Genomic DNA, 17,029 nt, shown 5'->3' on the forward strand with positions numbered 1-17,029 from the left:
CTCTCCTTCATCAAGGGGCGCCAAAAGAACGCCGCTGGCTCCAGTGCCCGAAGGAGGCGTGGAGGAACGCTTCTACCCCCGGCTCGGGAAGCATGGGGGGCTCGCGAAACCTCCGCCGTGCGCCACCGTGCGCCCTGGACAGGTGTGCGAGAAGGCGGCGTGGTGCCGACACCGCGCACCCGGTTGTGCCCGTCTGTAATCAATCGAGTACGGTACGTGGATGATCGGACTGCGTCCCGGCCCCACCGCCCTCCGCGGGCGAGGACGTCGTGCCGCGTCACTGGTCGCTCTCGTGATACTGGTTCTCGCCCACCTGGCGGGCACCGTGCACGCCACGGCCCTCGGCGGAAACCACGTCGAACTGGCCGCCACCGCCTGCGCCCCGGGCACGGAACCGGAGCAGACCCCGCGCGCCGGCTCACCGGTCCCGGTTCCGGCCCCGGCCCCGGCCCTGGCTCCGACCTCGGCCCCGGCCCCCGCCCACCACCACTCCACCGGCGACGCCCATATCGACCACCCGGTGGACCGCCCCCGTGCGTCCGGTCCCGACGCCCACGGACCCCCGGGCCCCGAGGCCCCGGACCCCCTCCAACTGGCCCTCCTGGCCTGGTACTTCACGGCCGAGGAGCCGCGCGGCCCGGCCCCGTGGCGGCTCGCCCCGGCCGGCTCCGCCGCCCCGGCCCCCACCCGCTCGCTTCTCTGCGTCTGGCGTCAGTAGTCGCGCCCGGCACGTCCCCGTGACGTGCCCGCGCGCCATCTGCACCCGGACACCCGGGTCAGCCGGACCCACCCGCCGCCCCGCACTCGGCTGCGCGGGCGCGAAGGAGCGTACGCCCGATGGAACTCTCCCTGCTCGACACCTCGTCGTACCCGTCCACTTCTCCCTCCCCGTCCACTTCTCCCTCTCCGTCCTCGTTCGGCCCTCCGCCCCTCCCGGCCGGAGCCCTCGCCCCCGCCCCGCTCAGCGCACAGCGGCCCGCCCAACTGGTCGGCAACACCCCGGTGCTGTGGATCGGCGAACCCTTCGCCCCGGCCGGACTCGGCTTCCACGCCAAACTGGAGGGCACCAACCCCGGCGGCATCAAGGACCGCCCCGGCCTGCACATGGTCCGCGAGGCCCGTCGCCGGGGCGAGCTCGCCGCCGGAGTGCCCGTCGTCGAGTCGTCCAGCGGCACCCTGGGCCTCGGCCTGGCCCTGGCCGGGCTCACGTACGGCCACCCGGTGACCGTCGTCTCCGACCCCGGGATGGAGCCCGCGATGGTACGGCTGCTCACCGCGTACGGGGCCCAGGTCGAGCTGGTCACCACCGCGCACCCGGAGGGCGGCTGGCAGCAGGCCCGCCGCGACAAGGTCGCCGAACTGGTCGCCCGTACCCCCGGCACGTACTGCCCCGACCAGTACCACAACCCCGACAACGTGGCGGCTTACGCACCCCTCGCCACCGAGCTGATCGCCCAACTCGGCCGGGTGGACGTCCTGGTGGCGGCGGTCGGCACCGGCGGCCACTCGGCGGGCACCGCCAGGGTGCTGCGCGAGACGTTCCCCCGGCTGGCGCTCATCGGGGTCGACGCGGTCGGCTCGACGATCTTCGGCCAGCCCGAGAGCCCCCGGCTGATGCGCGGCCTCGGCTCCAGCATCCACCCGGGGAACGTGGACTACGCCGCCTTCGACCAGGTGCACTGGGTCGCCCCGCGCGAAGCGGTGTGGGCCTGCCGCCAACTCGCCCGCCACCACTACGCGTCGGGCGGCTGGAGCGTCGGCGCCGTCGCCCTGGTCGCCGGATGGGCGGCCCGTGCCTATCCGCCCGGCACCCGGGTCGCCGCGATCTTCCCGGACGGCCCGCACCGCTACCTGGAGACCGTCTACAACGACGCCTGGTGCCGCACCCACGACCTGCTCGGCCACCGGCCGCCCGCCGAACCGGCCGAGATCGCCGAACCCGACGCGTGCCCGGTCACCGCCTGGACCCGCTGCGACAAGGTCCGCGACCCCTTGGGCCGTACTGCCGCAGTAGAAGCAACCCAAGCAACCCAAGCACCCCAAGCAACCGCCGCACCCGAAGCACCCGAAGCACCCTCCCCCCGGAGCGCACGGTGAGGAAGTTCCGCGCCCAAGTGGCCTCCTTCGACAGCCCCGTCCGGCTCCTGATGGCCAATCAGTTCGCCATCAACCTCGGCTTCTACATGCTGATGCCCTACCTCGCCGACCACCTCGCGCACGGCCTCGGCCTCGCCGCCTGGACGGTCGGACTGGTCCTGGGCGTACGCAACCTCTCCCAGCAGGGCATGTTCCTGATCGGCGGCACCCTCGCCGACCGCTACGGCTGCAAGCCGCTGATCATGGTCGGCTGCGTCCTGCGCACGGTGGCCTTCGCCCTGCTCGGCGTGGTCGACTCGCTGCCCGCGCTGATCGCGGCATCGGCGGCGACCGGACTCGCCGGGGCGCTGTTCAACCCGGCGGTACGGGCCTACCTCGCGGCGGAGGCGGGCGAGGAGCGGCGGGTCGAGGCGTTCGCGACCTTCAACGTCTTCTACCAGGCAGGCATCCTGGTCGGCCCGCTGGCCGGACTCGCCCTGCTCGCCTGGGACTTCAGGGCGGTGTGCGGCGTCGCGGCCGTCGTCTTCGGCGCGCTCGCCGTGCTCCAGTGGCGCGCCCTGCCGTCCCGCCCGCCCCGCGACCGAACCGCCGAACCCGCCTGGCGCGCGGTGGCCAGGGACTGGCGCACGGTCGCCGCGAACCGCCCCTTCCTGCTCTTCGCGGCCGCGATGACCGGCTCGTACGTCCTCGCCTTCCAGATCTACCTCGCGCTGCCCCTGCGCGCCCGCGAACTCTTCGGCGACCGCACCGGAGCGGTCACCGGCGCGATCTTCGCGGTCTCGGCGGTGGCCGCCCTCTCGGGCCAGCTGAAACTGACCGCCTGGGCACAGCGGACGATGCCGGGCGCCCGCGCCATCGCCTGCGGCCTCGCCCTGATGGGCGCGGCCTTCCTGCCCCTCCTCGCACGCCCCGCCACGGACAGCACCACGGGCTTGGCCATTGGCGTGCTCTCGCTCACCGCGTGCGCGGCACTGCTGGCCTGGGGCGGCGCGCTGCTCTACCCGTTCGAGATGGACACGGTGGTCCGCCTCGCGGGCGACCGCCTGGTCGCCACGTACTACGGCGCCTACAACACCGCATCCGGCATCGCGATCTCGGCCGGAAACCTGGCCGTCGGCGCCCTCTTCGACACCGGCTGGGCCTGGCTCCCCTGGGCCTCACTGGCCGCGACCGGCCTGGGCTGTGCGGGCCTGGTGACCTGGCTGCACAGGTCCGGCCGCCTCGAACCGGGGGAACGGCCGGGGGAGCAGGCGGCCCTGGTGGGCTGAGCGGCCCCGGCTCGCCCGGCCGCCGGCGCCGGCGGCCGGGCGAGCGTTCCGGGTGCGGACTTGCGCCCGCCTTGCGGTGGAGCGGCGACCTTGGACAGGTTGCATGCCCAGTTCTCCGGACGAGTTCGCCCTGGAAGGAACTCCACGTGACCACTCGAATCAGGTTGGCACCGGCCGTTGGTGCCGCGATCCTCCTCACCTTGACCCTCCCGGCGGCCGCCGAGGCGGAGCCGGGGTTCACGAAGGTCGCGACCGGCCTCGACAACCCGCACGGGCTGGCCTTCGGACCGGACGGATCGCTGTACGTCGCCGAGTCGGGGACCGGTGGCGGGTACTGCTTCCCCGGGACGCAGGCCCCCGTGGAGTGCTTCGGTACGTCCGGTGCCCTCACCAAGGTCAGCGGCGGCAGCCAGCGCCGCGTGGTGACGGGGCTTCCTTCGGTCGCGCCGCCGGACGGTTCGCGGGCCATCGGCCCGTCCGACGTGGGCTTCGTCGGCGGCCTTCCGGTGTTCGCCGCCGGAAACGTCGTCGTGCCCGCCAAGCGCGACGCCCTTCCGGGAGCGGGCCACAACATCGGATGGCTGTTGTCGTCCGTGGGCGGTCGTACGATCCCGCTCGCCGACATCGCGGGACACGCGGCCAAGACCGACCCGGACGGCGGTAACCCGCACTCCGTGGCGGTCACGCGCAAGGGCGTGGCGGTCGTGGACTCGGCGGCCAACACCCTCGTCCGCGTCGCGCCGGACGGCCGGACGACCACCCTGGCCAAGTTCCCCAGCCAGGAGGTCGACGCACCGCCGGCCCCGGGCACCCCGGAAGGCAGCAAGATCACCGCGCAGGCCGTGCCCACCGGGGTCGTCACCGGTCCTGACGGTGCGTACTACGTCGGCCAGCTCACCGGATTCCCGTTCCCGGTCGGCAAGGCGAGCGTGTTCCGCGTGGTGCCCGGCCAGGAGCCGACCGTCGTGGCCACCGGCTTCACCAACATCATCGACCTCGCCTTCGACCGGCAGGGTTCGCTGTACGTCCTGGAAGTGGCGCACAAGGGCCTGCTCTCCGGCGACCCGTCCGGCGCGCTGATCAAGGTCAAGCGGGACGGCTCCCACCAGATCGTCACCACCGCCCTGACCGGCCCCGGCGGCCTGGCCGTCAAGGACGGTGCCGCGTACGTCACGGACTGCGGGGTGTGCGCGGGTTCGGGAAGCGTGGTGCGGATCCCGCTGCCCTGATGCAGGTGTGGTGAGCGTGCTGTCGCGTGCTGTCGCGTGCTGTCCGCCGGGTCCTCCCACCTGGCGGGCAGCACGCTCAGTTTCGACGTTTCGACTGACTTCGATCGAAGTGATCGTTTCGGTGATTGGATGATGCGGCAGTCAGACCGTTCGTGATCACCGAGCTCTGGAGCTGAAGTGGCTGAAGCAGCCGTGTCCGACCCCGTCACGCGCGACGTTCTCGCGGCCTTCGAGAACGTGCGGTTCCGGTTGTTCTCGCGCATGGAGGGCATGACCGACGCCGAGTACCTCTGGGAGCCGGTCGCCGACTGCGCCAGCATCAGCCCCGGCGACGACGGTGTCTCCCGCGTCGCCGAAATCTTCCCGGAAACGGGTCCTGACGAGCCGGACCCGTTCACCACGATCGCCTGGCGCGTCTGGCACATCGGCAACCTCTGCCTGCGCGGCTACGTGATCCACTTCTTCGAGGACGTCCCCGAGCTCGGCGAGCGCGACGAGTGGCCGGGCACCGCGAAGGAAGGCATCGAGGCGCTGGCCGAGGACTGGGAGCACTTCGTCTCCCGCATCGCGGCCCTCGGCGACGAACGCCTCCTGGCCCCGATAGGCATGGGCCCGGGCGGCTGGGACACCGAGACCTATCTGAAGCTCGCGCTGCACGCCCTGAAGGAGCTCAACCACCACGGCGGCGAGATCGGCCTGTTGCGCGACCTGTATCTGCGCCAAGGCGGCTGAGGCGGCCTGAGGACGTCTGAGGCGCCTGAGGCGGCAGACGCGGTCAGGCCTTGATCGCGTACACGATGAGGTTGTCCACCGGGTGTCCCTGGGCGTCGAACGCGCCGTCGCAGGTGACCAGCCGCAGTGCGCGGCCTTCGGTGCGGCCGTAGACCCGTTCCGTGGGGAACTCGTTCTTCTTCACCGTCTCGCGGCCGGTGACCTTGAAGCGGACCTCCGCTCCCCGGTCGTCCCGGACCGTGATGGCCGCCCCCGTGGCGATCTTCTTCAGGTCGTGGAAGACGGCCCGTCCGTAGTGGGTGTCGTTGTGGCCGATGAGTACGGCGGGACCGCGCGCACCGGGCACCGGGCCGCCGGTGTACCAACCGGTCGTCATACCCTTCTCGGCGGGCGGCACTTCGACGGTCCCGTCGGGGTTGAGCCCGAGCCGCATGATGTCGCTGCTCACCCCGAGCGAGGGGATGGACACGTGCACGGGCGGCCCCGGGCGGGCCTCCGTAGCAGAGGACGGGGAGGACGGGGAGTTGCCGGCGGGGCCGCTCGTCCGGGGTGCGCCCGTGGCGGCAGCGGCAGCCCCCTGACGGGCCGAGGGCGGGGCCTCGTCGGCGGCGGCGGAACAGCCGGACAGCGCCAGGGCCGCCAGGCAGGCGAGGGCGGTCGTACGGAACACAGTCGTACGGGACACAGTCGTACGGGACATGGGTGCGCGCTCCTGGAAAGGCCGACGGCCGGTGCGGCGGTGGCCCGCGTACGGGACAGCACCTCACCGGCCGCCGGATACGGGGTCGGTCAGCCGTTGTTGCGGTCGGCCGCCCGGCGGCGGATCACGACCGTGCCCGCGCCCGCGAGCAGGAGCGCGGCCCCGGCGGCGGCACCCACGGTCACGGCCGTGCTGTCGCCGCCGGTTGCGGCGGGCTCCTCACCCGCGGCGACGCCACCGCGCGGAGCCGTGACCGTCGGCGGGGTCGCGCCGGAGCGGTCCGGCGCACCCGGAGCGGCCGACGGCGTCTGGGTGGGCGCCGAGGTCGCCGGGGCCGGTGCCGGGGCGGGAGGCGCCGCCGGGGCGGCGGACGGCTGGGTGGGCGTGCTGGGCGAGGAGTCGGCGAAGGCCGAGGTGGCGGGGAGGCAGACCGCGCCCACCGTGACCGCCGCGAGCACGGTGTGACGCAGGGACGTCTTCAGGGACAGCAACGACATGGAACAGGGCTCCGTTTCGGTTCGGCCTCGACGGGCGGCGCGGTACGGACGCGTACCGCGCCGGGAGGCGTGCCGACAGGCTGGCGCGAAGTTATGAAGAAGCTGTCAGGACGCTGTGGTCATCGGATCAGGCCTGCCCGGGGGCGAGTTCGGCGGCTCGGAACCGGGCGGCACCGCGCGGGGCGCAGGCTCGACGGGGAGCCGCAGCGTGAACACCGAACCCTGGCCGGGCGAGCTGACGGCCGTCGCCGTACCCCCGTGCGCCTCGATGAGTTTCCGTACGATCGCCAGCCCGAGCCCACTGCCTCCGGTGCGGCGGCTGCGCGACTTCTCGCCGCGCCAGAACCGGTCGAAGACGTGCTCCAGATCCTCGGGTGCGATGCCCGCCCCGGTGTCGGTGACGTCCACCAGCACCGCGTCCCCCGCCGAGGAGGCACGCGCGCGCAGGGTGACCCGGCCGCCCGGCGGGGTGTGGCGGACCGCGTTGGAGACCAGGTTGCCGACGGCCTGCCGCACCCGTACGGGGTCGGCCGACAGCTCCGGGACTTCCGGGACTTCCTGAACAGCGTTGTCCGCCGTTGCCTCGCACACCCTCAGCGCGACCCCCGCCGTCTCCGCGTGTGCCTGGTGGGCGGCCGCGACCTGGGCGAGCAACTCGCCCACCACGACCGGCTCCAGGTGCAGCCGCAGCGCCCCGGCGTCGGCCTGGGCGAGGTCCTGGAGGTCGTCGATGATGTGCTGGAGCTGCATGGCCTCCTCGTGCAGCGAGGCGATGAACGCCTGGTCGGGCTCGGCCACCCCGTCCTGCGCGGCCTCCAGCCAGCCGCGGATGTTGCTCAGCGGGGTGCGCAGTTCGTGCGCGACGTCGCTGACCATGGCCTTGCGCTGGGACTCCAGCAGGGAGAGGTGCGCGGACATGTCGTTGAAGGTGGCGGCGAGCCGCCCGATCTCGTTGTCGGCGGCGACCCGCACCGGCGCCGTGCCCGCACCGTCGCGCATCCGCTGTGCGGCACTCGTCAGGGCGTGCAGCGGACGTACGAGACGTACGCCCGCCAGCACCGAGGCGCCGACGGTGAGGGCCAGTACGAGCGCGGCGACGCCCGCGATCTTGGCGGTGTTGGCGGGCGAGAGGTCGAAGCCGGGCACGGTGGCGGTGCCCGTCTCGCCGATGAACAGCAGCGCGGGCGACGCGACGTACGAACTGAGCTGCTCCCGCCGGGCGGTGCCGACACAGGAGGCGATGGCCCGGTCGCCCTCGGCATCGGCGGGCGAAGCGCTGGGGGAGACGGACGGGGGAGTGGCAGCGGGAGCGGGGATGGGGGCGTCCGGCCTGGTGCCGGGCAGCGGCGGCTCGCTCGGGACGGGCCGGGTGGGCCCGCCCGGAGAGTTCTGGCCCCAGGAGAGGTCGGCGTTCAGCTTCACGGCCGGCCGGCCCTGCCGCTTCAGGCAGGCGTCGGCGAGCTTGTTGAGGGCGGTGAGGGCCTTGCGCTCCGTGGCCGTGGGGGAGTTCAGGGCGCCGAACTCGCAGCGGGACCCCTCCAGCCGGTCGGGGTCGTTGCCGACCATCTGGACCCTGGGCCGTCCACTCGGACCCGCCACCACGTCCGAGGCGATCCCCGACTCGCTGAGACAGGCCACCACCCGGTCCGCGATCTGCCGCAGCTCCTTCAGCTCACCGGCCGGCAGCCGGAAGGGACCCACCGCCCGGGGATCGACCCGGTCCGCGGCGGAACCGTCCCCGCCCTGGCTCCCGGAACTCTCCGCCGCCAGCGCGGTGTCCACGGAAAGCGGGTCGACGACGGCGGAGGCCTGGGCGGGGAGGGCGGAGCGGGCGGCAACAGCTGAATCGGACGAAGCGCCCGCCGTGCTCGATGCGCCTGAAGCGCCCGGGGCCGACGTGGGAAGCGAGTCGGCGAGCGGTACCCGGTTCTCCGTCGAGAGTGCGATCCGGCGGCCGGACTGCTTGGCCAGTTCCCGTACGGTCTGCTCGACCCCGTCCCAGGTGGAATGCGTCGCCGCGTACCCCAACAGACTGTGATATATCCGGGCATCGGCGGCCAGGTTCTGTCCCTGCTCCTGCCGGATCGCACCCGAAGTCGTCTGGGCGGCGAGCCAGGCGGTGGCGGCCACGGAACAAGCCGCGACCAGCGCGGACACGGCCAACAGCCGCCCCAGCAGGCTCTTGCGCAACGGCAGCCGCACCGGACGAGGGCCCCTGCCCTTACGACCACGGCCACGACTACCACCACGAGCGCGACCGCGACTAGGACGAGGCACGGTCCGCCGCCTTCGCCGGATCCGTCAGCTTGTAGCCGACGCCGAACACGGTGAGCAGCCGGATGGGCCGGCGCGGGGCGGGTTCGATCTTCTTGCGCAGGTTCATCACGTGCACGTCGACGGTGCGGTCGCTGATGTACCGGTCGAAACCGTGCAGTTCGGCGAGGAGCTGCTGCCGGGTGAAGACCCGGTCAGGCTCGGCCGCGAGCGTGCCCAGGACCCGGAACTCCCCGGGCGTGCACTCCACCGCACGACCGTCCACCGACACCAGGTGCCGCGTCGGGTCGACCACGAGACCACCCACGACGAGCACCCCGTCGGGCGCGGACTCCTCGCCGCCGGTGCGCCGGGTCCGGCGCAGCAGCGTACGTACCCTGGCCATCAACTCCCGTGGGCTGTACGGCTTGGTGACGTAGTCGTCCGCGCCGAGGTCGAGCCCGAGCAGCAGGTCGTCCTCGGTGGAACGCGCCGTCAGCATCAGCACCGGCAGCTCCCGCCGCTCCGCCCGCAGGATCCGCACCACGTCCAGCCCGTCGGCCCGGGGCATCATGACGTCGAGCACCAGCAGGTCCGGCTCCCCCTGCCGGACCGCCTCAAGCGCCGCGAGCCCGTCACCGACCGAGGTGACCCTGTGCCCTTCGCGCTCCATGTAGCGGCGCAGGAGCTCGGCCTGCTTCTCGTCGTCTTCAGCGATGATCACATGGGCACACACGCCTCAGATCGTATAGGGGTTCGACCGGGCCCCTACCGTGACAGTCGCGAGTACACGAACATGTCCCGCCGCTCGGCCCCCACCTGCTGCCAGCCCCGCAACAGCCCCTCGCGCTGGAACCCCGCGCGCTCGGCGGTGCGTACGGAGCCCGTGTTCCACGGCTCGACGTGCAGTTCCAGACGGGGGATCCGCAAGGTGCCCAGGGCCCAGTCGGCCACGGCACCGACCGCGGCCACGGCGGCCCCCTGCCCGCGCGCCGACTCCACGACCCAGTAGCCCAACGACGCCCGCCCCTGGCCCACGTCCCTCAGCCAGAGCCCCACGTTCCCCACCGGCCGGCCCTCGCCGTTCACGATGACGAACGGATACCCGGCCCCCGTGGCCGCCCGGCCCCACTGCCGCTCCACGAACGCGACGGCCGCCTCGTCCGAGCAGGGCGAGGGCACCGTGGTGATCAGCGGGATGTACGCGTCCCCGGACGCCTCGCGTACCAGCGGCAGATCCGACAGGCGCCACGGCCGGAGGGCGAAACCCCCGGCGGCGGTGAGTTCGGGCACGTCAAGTGGTTGTTCCATCCACTCATTTTGCCGGGTCGCGGGGGTCGCCCACCCACTTCTACAGTGCTGTAGATTTCTGTTGCTGTCACTCAGCAGCCGGGGGCTCCCGCGCCCGGTTCCGGAAGTTCGGAAGGAAACCACATGGGTGTGAGTCTCGCCAAGGGCGGCAACGTATCGCTGAGCAAGGAGGCCCCGGGCCTCACCGCCGTCCTCGTCGGCCTCGGCTGGGACGCGCGCAGCACCACGGGAGCCGACTTCGACCTCGACGCGAGCGCCCTGCTCGTCGGTACCACCGGCAAGGTCATCTCCGACCAGCACTTCGTCTTCTACAACAACCTCAAGAGCCCCGACGGCTCCGTCGAGCACACCGGCGACAACCTCACCGGTGAGGGCGAGGGCGACGACGAGTCCCTCAAGGTCAACCTCGCGGGCGTCCCGGCCGATGTGGACAAGATCGTCTTCCCGGTCTCGATCCACGACGCGGAGTCCCGCGGCCAGAGCTTCGGCCAGGTCCGCAACGCCTTCATCCGCGTCGTCAACCAGGACGGCGGCGCCGAGATCGCCCGCTACGACCTGAGCGAGGACGCGTCCACCGAGACCGCCATGGTCTTCGGCGAGCTCTACCGCCACGGTGCCGAGTGGAAGTTCCGCGCGGTCGGCCAGGGCTACGCCTCCGGCCTGGCGGGCATCGCCTCCGACTTCGGCGTCAACGTCTGACGCCAGGGAACAAGGCGAACGGGGCCCACCCCGAGAGGGATGGGCCCCGTTGTCGACCGTCGGCGCGGACTCAGGCCCGGTGCGCGACCGCCGCCAGGGCGTTCTTGACCTCCAGCACCACGCGGGCCGCGTCCTCGGGGTTGTTCACCACGTCGGTGTGGTTCATGTCGATCACGAGGACCTCGCTGGCCGAGTAGTGCTTGTGCACCCAGTCGTCGTAGCCGGACCACAGCGTTTTGTAGTACGCGACGAGGCCCTCGTCCTGTTCGAAGTCACGGCCCCGCAGACCGATGCGGTGCAGCACCGTCTCGAAGTCCGCCTTGAGGTAGACCATGAGATCGGGCGCCTTGCGGTACGGCAGGCCGTCGATCTCGCGCATCATCTCGTCGAGCAGACCCTCGTACACCCGCATTTCGAGGGAGCTGATCCGGCCGAGGTCGTGATTGACCTTGGCGAAGTACCAGTCCTCGTAGATGGACCGGTCCAGGACGTTGTCGCCCTGCTTGTACGCCTCCTTGATCGAGGCGAACCGGGTCTGCAGGAAGTAGAGCTGGAGCAGGAAGGGGTAGCGCTTGGCCTGGATCTCCTCGGGGCTCGACGTGTAGAAGAGCGGAAGGATGGGGTTGTCGTCCACGCTCTCGTAGAAGACGTCGCTGCCCAGCTCCTTGGCGATCAGTTCGGCCACACTGGTCTTGCCGATTCCGATCATGCCGCCGACGCAGATCACTGGCACTTCCTCGCTTCTCCCTGGGGGATTCTGTTCGTGGGCAGGTGAGTCGGGCGCTCCTCCTGATGAAGACGTACGCCGACGCTCACGCCATTCCCCGGGACTTCAGCCACCGCACCCCAGAGGCCGACGGCAATCTTAGATGACGATTCCCGGCCACCCGTACGACGTGCGCTGTCCGCTCTGCCCTGCCCTGCTTCGCCCTGCGCCGCAGGTCAGACCGGCGGCAGCAGATCGCTCTCGCTGACGGTGTACGTCAGCGGGGGATAGGTGAAGTCCGTTTCCCTGTTCTCGCGGCGCCGCAGTCCGTAGAACTCGCGGCTCTGCTCCTCGTCGGCCGGTACGAGGCGCGTGCCCTGCGGGAGGTACGCGTCTCCGGCACGGAACCGGACGAGGGTCTTCGACGTACGGAAGGTCACGCCCAGCCACTGGTTGTCCTCGGCCCCGCCGGGTGCGTCCAGCACGATCTTGTGCCTGAGCCGCCGGTTCGAGGCGACGGAGAACGCGACGACACCGTGGTGGGCGAGGGGGATCTCGAAACCCTCGCCACTCTCACCGCCCCGCTCACCGCCGCTCTCCTTCCATTCGAAGACCAGCTTCCTCGGCGGGCCTGCTCCGGGATTCCGGTAGCAGGAGAAGACCGCGACGAACGAATCGTCGGCCAGATCCAGGGCCTGGTCGGAATGGCTGCCCATGGTGCGGTAGTCGTTCGTGTAGCGCTCGATGAGGGCGTTGTTGAAACCGGCCGGCAGCGCCGCGCGCTCCTGAATCCGCTGCGCCAGCCTTTCGTGCACCGCCCGGAAACGCTGTGCCGGGAGGCTGTAGCGACTGGTGGTCCGTACGAGAGGTACGGCATCCGTCGCGTCGGGCAGGGTGAGTACCGCGCCTTGACGCCCCTTTCCCATGTCCTCCCATTGCGCCGACGCGGCCAGCTCCGCGAAGAGGTTCTCCTCGGCGGGCAGGGCGAAGGTGAGGACCTCGTCCGGAATCACGGTCCTAGATTCGGGGGGCAACGTAGTCTCCCGTGTTCATGCTGAAGAGGAATTGGTCGCCGTAGTCGATGAAGGACGAGGTCCGGTTCTCCTCGGCGTACAGCCTGCGCAGCTCGTCCATGCCCTCCGGGGTGGGCGGCCCCAACTCCACCATTTCCCCGGCCACTTCGAGGAACGTCCGGCCGTCCTTGTGAACCGCTTCGGTGCTCGAACAGCGCACCACATAGCCCAGGCGGGTCGGGAGCAACGCGGCGTCCAGTGTCGAGGGCCGGATCTCGTGCGTGTAGAGGCGGTTGACGGACAGCGGCATGAAGAACACGGAGCCGGGATAGAGGGTCAGCGTGAACTGCGCGGGAAGCGCGGCCCCGTCGCCGCCCCCTACGGCCGGTTCCTTGAGGCGGAAGCGGAGGCTGGTCAGTCCGCTGGTGCGCTTCACGCCGTGGTCGAAGGCGTCTTCGTCCAACGGCCGGAGGCGGTCGAGCCCGTCGTAGAAGGTGCAGAAGGCCATGATGCCGTTGACGGGCATGTCCTTGGTCTTGTCGGCGTGGGCCGAGATCTTGGCCTTGGACTGCTTCTTCTCCGCCGTGGCACGGGCGTTGTGGTAGATCTGCGCGAGAACGTGGTTCAGCGGTGCCTGGTTCCGGAAGACGGCGGCGGCCTCGCGGTTCAGTGCCTCGACGATCTCGGTGTCGGTCGGGCGGAAGTTCTCGGTTGGCCCCGAGAGGTTCGTGGAACACCGGAGGAGCCGGAAATTCAGTTCGCCACCATCGCCGTTTCGCGTGACGGGTGTCAGGTAGATTCCGCTGCGATGTGCCGTCCCGGGCTTGGTCGACTCCGTCAGGGACTGGAACTCGTGCTCCGCACGGATCCGCCCGAAGTGATCGGCACCCAGATCGAAGAAGCGGCGGTAGTACACGCCGACCCCGTGCACGCGGACCGGAACTCGGCCACGGTCGACGAGGGTCCAGGGTTCGCCGGCGCCCTCCTGGTGACCGTGGGCGTACCCGTGGGCGAGTTCCCGTACGACGAACACCCGCTCTGCCGAGCCCAGTTGGACAGAACGCGCCGCCGAGAGATCGCCGCACAGATAGACGGTCTTCCGCGCGAGGTCGAGCGAACCGGACGCAAGCTCCTCCGGTGTGACCGTCGACCCGAAGAACTGCCCGACCAGTTCGTCGTCGTGCAGCGCGGAAGGCGCGACCAGAACGTTGTCCGTGTCGTCAAGTACGGCTTCCGACAGCTGTGTGGTGTGCATCAAGCGGTGCCTGCCGTTCGCGGACATGGGAGTGGATGGCTCGAAACCGTCGATGCTCTCACGGGGCTCGGCGGACGGGCAACGGCTTCGCCGACGGACAGGCACGGGTCCCGTCCCCCGAACGGGACCCGTGGGCGTGGACGCGTCAGGACTCGGTGAGTTCCCCGCGTACGGTCCGGGCCGCCGCCACCAGGTTCTCCAGCGACGTCCGGGTCTCCGGCCAGCCCCGCGTCTTCAGGCCGCAGTCCGGGTTGACCCACAGCCGCTGGGCCGGGATGGCCTCCAGGCCCTTGCGCAGCAGGGTCGCTGCCTCCTCGGCGCTCGGGACGCGCGGGGAGTGGATGTCGTACACACCGGGTCCGGCCTCGCGCGGGTAGCCGTGGGCGGCGAGTTCGCGGGCCACCTGCATGTGGGAGCGGGCCGCTTCCAGGCTGATGACGTCGGCGTCGAGGTCGTCGATGGCCTGGACGATGTCGCCGAACTCGGCGTAGCACATGTGCGTGTGGATCTGGGTCTGCGGACGTACGCCGCCGACGGTGAGCCGGAAGGACTCGGTCGCCCACTCCAGGTACGCGACGTGGTCGGCGGCGCGCAGCGGCAGGGTCTCCCGGAGCGCGGGTTCGTCGACCTGGATGACCGAAGTGCCCGCCGCCTCAAGGTCGTTGACCTCGTCACGCAGGGCAAGTGCCACCTGGCGCGCGGTGTCGCCGAGCGGCTGGTCGTCCCGTACGAACGACCAGGCGAGCATCGTCACCGGACCGGTCAGCATCCCCTTCACCGGGCGGTCGGTCAGCGACTGGGCGTACGACGTCCAGCGCACGGTCATCGGCTCGGGGCGCGAGATGTCGCCCGCGAGGACCGGCGGGCGGACGTAGCGGGTGCCGTAGGACTGCACCCAGCCGTGCTGGGTGGCCAGGTATCCGGTCAGCTGCTCGGCGAAGTACTGGACCATGTCGTTGCGTTCGGGCTCGCCGTGCACCAGGACGTCGATGCCGGCCTTCTCCTGGAAGGAGAGGACCTCGCGGATCTCGTCCTTGATGCGCTCCTCGTAGCCGCCGGTGTCGATGCGCCCGGCCCGCAGGTCGGCGCGGGCGGTGCGCAGTTCGGCGGTCTGCGGGAACGAGCCGATCGTGGTGGTCGGCAGCAACGGCAGCCCGAGGTGGGCGCGTTGGGCGACGGCCCGCTCCTCGTACGGTGCAGAGCGGTGCCCGTCCGCGTCGGTGATCGCGGCGGTCTTGGCGCGGACGGCCGGGTCGTGGGTGATCGGGGAACCGGCGCGGGAGGCCAGGTCGGCGCGGTTGGCGGCGATCTCGGCGGAGATCGCGCCGGTGCCCTGGGACAGGCCCTTGGCCAGGGTGACGATCTCGGTGGCCTTCTGCTTGGCGAAGGCCAGCCAGCGCAGGATCTGCGGCTCCACGTCACGCTCGGCGGCGGCGTCGAGCGGTACGTGCAGCAGGGAGCAGGAGGCGGCGACGTCGACCCGGTCGGCCAGGCCCAGGAGCGTGCCCAGCGTGGCGAGGGACTTCTCGTAGTCGTTGATCCAGATGTTGCGGCCGTTGACCACGCCCGCGACCAGGCGCTTTCCGGGCAGTCCGCCGACCCTGGCGAGGGCGTCGAGGTTGGCGGCGGCGGAGTCGGTGAAGTCCAGCGCCAGGCCCTCGACCGGAGCCTTGGCGAGCACGGGGAGGGCGTCGCCGAGCCGGTCGAAGTAGGAGGCGACCAGGAGTCGGGGCCGGTCGGTGAGGTTGCCGAGGTCGCGGTAGGCGCGGTCGGCGGCGTTCAGTTCGGCCGGGGTGCGGTCCTGGACCAGGGCGGGTTCGTCCAGCTGCACCCACTCGGCCCCGGCGGCCCGCAGGTCGGCCAGCACCTCGGCGTACACGGGCAGCAGCCGGTCCAGCAAGGTGAGCGGCTCGAAGTCGTCGGCGACACCGGGGGCGGGCTTGGCGAGCAGCAGATAGGTGACCGGGCCGACCAGGACGGGGCGGGCGGTGTGCCCGAGCGCGATGGCTTCCTTCAGCTCGGCGACCTGCTTCGTGGAGTCGGCGGTGAAAACGGTGCCGGGGCCCAACTCGGGTACCAGATAGTGGTAGTTGGTGTCGAACCACTTGGTCATTTCCAGGGGCGCCACGTCCTGGTTGCCGCGGGCCATGGCGAAGTAGCCGTCGAGCGCGTCCGAGTCGACCGAGGCGCGGTGCCGGTCGGGGACTGCGCCGACCATGACGCTGGTGTCCAGTACGTGGTCGTAGTACGAGAAGTCACCGGTGGGCACCTCGTGGATACCGGCGTCGGCCAACTGCTGCCAGTTCGTGCGGCGCAGGTCCCGCGCGGTCCGCTGGAGGGCTTCCGCGCTGACGCGGCCCTTCCAGTAGCCCTCGACCGCCTTCTTGAGCTCCCGGCCCTGGCCCTGGCGGGGGTAGCCGTACACGGTGGCGCGTGCTGCCGCGGCTGCGGACTTCGATGTCACGGAAATCTCCTTCGCGAGATGACTCCTGAGAATCCCGGTGATGAGGCGCGAAGGGGTGACGGAACCGGGCGGAGCCGAACGCGCGCGACGGGCGCGGCACTTCCGCCTGATGTGTACGCCGACCCGCCCACGAGGTCACCGGAATATCCGCACGCGAGGGGTCGCGTACGGGCAACGGGCAGGTCTTCGGACTCGCGGGCACACCCACCGGGGTCTCCTCCGGCGGATTCCTACTGACCGTCGCTTCCCAGGTCCGACCGGACCCAGTGCGTATGACGGCTGTCGTTCCCACTCACCGCTGCGGGGCAGTCCCGGATTCCCACCGGGTTCCCTCTTACGACGCGTCTACCTGGCGGGCAGGGCGAACCAGCTGCACGGGACACACTAGGCGGCAAAGCCCCCTGCCGTCACCACCGGCAGGGGCGGGGACGGTGGCGGGGCGAGGTGCGGCGGAGGTGGGGGTCGAGGTGGGGGTGGACTTACTAGGACGTCCAACTATATGTTCGTGACAAGCCCGCGGTGCAGGGAAGCCGGTGTGAATCCGGCGCGGTCCCGCCACTGTGACTGGGGAGTGTGTTCTTCCAGCAGGACAGGCCACTGACGGAAACCCATCCGTCGGGAAGGCCGGAGAACGCGCGTCGATCCGGGAGCCAGGATACCGGCCACGGGGTGTTCCGTGTTTTCCACGAGGATGGAGCAGACACGCATGGCACCGGTACGTGACCACGGCCCAGGTGATCCGGCGGAGTACCCGAACTGCGAGGCCCTGCCCCCGCGTTCGTGACTCGACGAAGGCATTCCGGTA

The 17,029-nt window shown here is 71.1% G+C and carries 15 protein-coding genes and 2 riboswitches; of the genes, 6 read left to right on the forward strand and 9 right to left on the reverse strand.

The annotated features are described in order from the left end of the window. The first annotated feature begins 220 nt into the window (after window positions 1-220). From ACZ5PB_RS26475 to ACZ5PB_RS26495, 5 genes are all read left to right on the forward strand, one after another. Window positions 221-718 (forward strand): hypothetical protein, encoded by a 498-nt coding sequence (locus ACZ5PB_RS26475; protein ID WP_468694250.1) that lies wholly within the window; start codon window positions 221-223, stop codon window positions 716-718. Window positions 719-837: 119 nt separating this feature from the next. Then, entirely contained in the window at window positions 838-2,097 is a 1,260-nt protein-coding gene (locus ACZ5PB_RS26480; protein ID WP_468694251.1) for a PLP-dependent cysteine synthase family protein, read from the forward strand. Continuing rightward, window positions 2,094-3,365 (forward strand): MDR family MFS transporter, encoded by a 1,272-nt coding sequence (locus ACZ5PB_RS26485; protein WP_468694253.1) that lies wholly within the window; start codon window positions 2,094-2,096, stop codon window positions 3,363-3,365. Before ACZ5PB_RS26480 ends, ACZ5PB_RS26485 begins: the two co-directional genes overlap by 4 nt. Window positions 3,366-3,511: 146 nt before the next feature. Then, on the forward strand, window positions 3,512-4,594 hold the full coding sequence (locus ACZ5PB_RS26490; RefSeq protein WP_468694256.1) for a ScyD/ScyE family protein: 1,083 nt from the start codon (window positions 3,512-3,514) through the stop codon (window positions 4,592-4,594). Window positions 4,595-4,771: 177 nt separating this feature from the next. After that, on the forward strand, window positions 4,772-5,326 hold the full coding sequence (locus ACZ5PB_RS26495; RefSeq protein ID WP_468694257.1) for a DinB family protein: 555 nt from the start codon (window positions 4,772-4,774) through the stop codon (window positions 5,324-5,326). A gap of 43 nt (window positions 5,327-5,369) precedes the next feature. Here ACZ5PB_RS26495 and ACZ5PB_RS26500 read toward each other — a convergent pair whose 3' ends face one another. The 5 genes from ACZ5PB_RS26500 to ACZ5PB_RS26520 form a co-directional block, all read right to left on the reverse strand. Next, complete coding sequence (locus ACZ5PB_RS26500; RefSeq protein ID WP_468694259.1) at window positions 5,370-6,026, reverse strand: class F sortase; 657 nt, start codon at window positions 6,024-6,026, stop codon at window positions 5,370-5,372. 89 nt (window positions 6,027-6,115) lie between these two features. Then, the gene (locus ACZ5PB_RS26505) at window positions 6,116-6,514 is read right to left on the reverse strand and encodes a sortase-dependent protein (protein ID WP_468694567.1); all 399 of its coding nucleotides are present in this window, start codon (window positions 6,512-6,514) and stop codon (window positions 6,116-6,118) included. Between the two features lie 114 nt (window positions 6,515-6,628). Beyond that, the gene (locus tag ACZ5PB_RS26510) at window positions 6,629-8,725 is read right to left on the reverse strand and encodes a sensor histidine kinase (RefSeq protein ID WP_468694260.1); all 2,097 of its coding nucleotides are present in this window, start codon (window positions 8,723-8,725) and stop codon (window positions 6,629-6,631) included. Between the two features lie 61 nt (window positions 8,726-8,786). Next, on the reverse strand, window positions 8,787-9,512 hold the full coding sequence (locus tag ACZ5PB_RS26515) for a response regulator transcription factor (RefSeq protein WP_468694262.1): 726 nt from the start codon (window positions 9,510-9,512) through the stop codon (window positions 8,787-8,789). Window positions 9,513-9,544: 32 nt separating this feature from the next. Beyond that, window positions 9,545-10,087 carry a GNAT family N-acetyltransferase gene (locus ACZ5PB_RS26520; protein ID WP_468694263.1) on the reverse strand — a complete coding sequence of 181 codons (543 nt, stop codon included), beginning with the start codon at window positions 10,085-10,087 and terminating at the stop codon, window positions 9,545-9,547. 123 nt (window positions 10,088-10,210) lie between these two features. Here ACZ5PB_RS26520 and ACZ5PB_RS26525 point away from each other — a divergent pair, with 123 nt between their 5' ends. Next, a complete protein-coding gene (locus ACZ5PB_RS26525) occupies window positions 10,211-10,786 on the forward strand; it encodes a TerD family protein (RefSeq protein WP_468694265.1) in 576 nt (191 codons plus the stop codon). Window positions 10,787-10,856: 70 nt separating this feature from the next. Here the strand turns inward: ACZ5PB_RS26525 and ACZ5PB_RS26530 are convergent, their stop codons facing one another. From ACZ5PB_RS26530 to metE, 4 genes are all read right to left on the reverse strand, one after another. Beyond that, on the reverse strand, window positions 10,857-11,519 hold the full coding sequence (locus ACZ5PB_RS26530) for a deoxynucleoside kinase (protein WP_468694267.1): 663 nt from the start codon (window positions 11,517-11,519) through the stop codon (window positions 10,857-10,859). 209 nt (window positions 11,520-11,728) lie between these two features. After that, window positions 11,729-12,526 carry a hypothetical protein gene (locus tag ACZ5PB_RS26535; protein ID WP_468694269.1) on the reverse strand — a complete coding sequence of 266 codons (798 nt, stop codon included), beginning with the start codon at window positions 12,524-12,526 and terminating at the stop codon, window positions 11,729-11,731. Then, window positions 12,510-13,760, reverse strand: a complete 1,251-nt coding sequence (locus ACZ5PB_RS26540; protein ID WP_468694271.1) for a hypothetical protein — start codon at window positions 13,758-13,760, stop codon at window positions 12,510-12,512. Before ACZ5PB_RS26540 ends, ACZ5PB_RS26535 begins: the two co-directional genes overlap by 17 nt. Before the next feature lie 145 nt (window positions 13,761-13,905). Continuing rightward, entirely contained in the window at window positions 13,906-16,224 is a 2,319-nt protein-coding gene (gene metE, locus ACZ5PB_RS26545) for a 5-methyltetrahydropteroyltriglutamate--homocysteine S-methyltransferase (RefSeq protein WP_468694273.1), read from the reverse strand. 160 nt (window positions 16,225-16,384) lie between these two features. After that, window positions 16,385-16,610: riboswitch (cobalamin riboswitch) on the reverse strand. Between the two features lie 114 nt (window positions 16,611-16,724). Continuing rightward, window positions 16,725-16,905: riboswitch (cobalamin riboswitch) on the forward strand. The last annotated feature ends 124 nt before the right edge of the window (window positions 16,906-17,029 follow it).

Source organism: Streptomyces sp. NPDC032721, from assembly GCF_055579625.1.

What these genes read in the sequence shown, in the direction of transcription:
- ACZ5PB_RS26500 (WP_468694259.1), bottom strand. Translation starts at nt 6,026, where the DNA reads ATGTCCCGTACGACTGTGTCCCGTACGACTGTGTTCCGTACGACCGCC.
- ACZ5PB_RS26475 (WP_468694250.1), top strand. Translation starts at nt 221, where the DNA reads ATGATCGGACTGCGTCCCGGCCCCACCGCCCTCCGCGGGCGAGGACGT.
- ACZ5PB_RS26525 (WP_468694265.1), top strand. Translation starts at nt 10,211, where the DNA reads ATGGGTGTGAGTCTCGCCAAGGGCGGCAACGTATCGCTGAGCAAGGAG.
- ACZ5PB_RS26540 (WP_468694271.1), bottom strand. Translation starts at nt 13,760, where the DNA reads ATGCACACCACACAGCTGTCGGAAGCCGTACTTGACGACACGGACAAC.
- ACZ5PB_RS26480 (WP_468694251.1), top strand. Translation starts at nt 838, where the DNA reads ATGGAACTCTCCCTGCTCGACACCTCGTCGTACCCGTCCACTTCTCCC.
- ACZ5PB_RS26520 (WP_468694263.1), bottom strand. Translation starts at nt 10,087, where the DNA reads ATGGAACAACCACTTGACGTGCCCGAACTCACCGCCGCCGGGGGTTTC.